This window comes from Myxococcus llanfairpwllgwyngyllgogerychwyrndrobwllllantysiliogogogochensis (genome assembly GCF_006636215.1).
In the GTDB taxonomy this organism is placed as follows: Bacteria; Myxococcota; Myxococcia; order Myxococcales; family Myxococcaceae; genus Myxococcus; species Myxococcus llanfairpwllgwyngyllgogerychwyrndrobwllllantysiliogogogochensis.
This window is the reverse complement of record NZ_VIFM01000884.1, coordinates 1-414: the sequence shown is the minus strand read 5'-3', so window position 1 is coordinate 414 and position 414 is coordinate 1. Positions and strand designations below refer to the sequence as shown.

The window sequence follows — 414 nt, the reverse complement described above, 5'->3', positions numbered from 1 at the left end:
GGATAAATGGAGGAATCGACCATGAGCTCACCCCTGTTGATTGCGCGCACGCTGGATAACGCGCTCTATTTACTGCCCGCGATGGCCAACCGCCATGGGCTTATCACCGGTGCGACCGGCACCGGTAAAACCGTCACCCTGCAGAAGCTGGCTGAGTCGTTCTCGGAGATTGGCGTGCCGGTATTTATGGCCGACGTCAAGGGCGACCTGACCGGCATTGCCGCCGCGGGGCAGAGCTCAGAGAAACTGCAGGCGCGGCTGGAGAAGATCGGCGTCAGCGACTGGGAGCCGCACGCCAACCCGGTGGTGCTCTGGGATATCTTTGGCGAGAAGGGCCACCCGGTGCGGGCGACGGTTTCCGATCTCGGCCCCCTGCTGCTGGCGCGCCTGCTCAATCTCAACGAGGTGCAGAGC

The 414-nt window shown here is 63.3% G+C and carries 1 protein-coding gene; it reads left to right on the top strand.

Annotated elements, in window-relative coordinates; translation table 11 throughout:
* Positions 1-21: 21 nt before the first annotated feature.
* Positions 22-414 (top strand): helicase HerA-like domain-containing protein (locus FJV41_RS56190; RefSeq protein WP_141649660.1); only part of this gene is annotated, 393 nt, incomplete at its 3' end.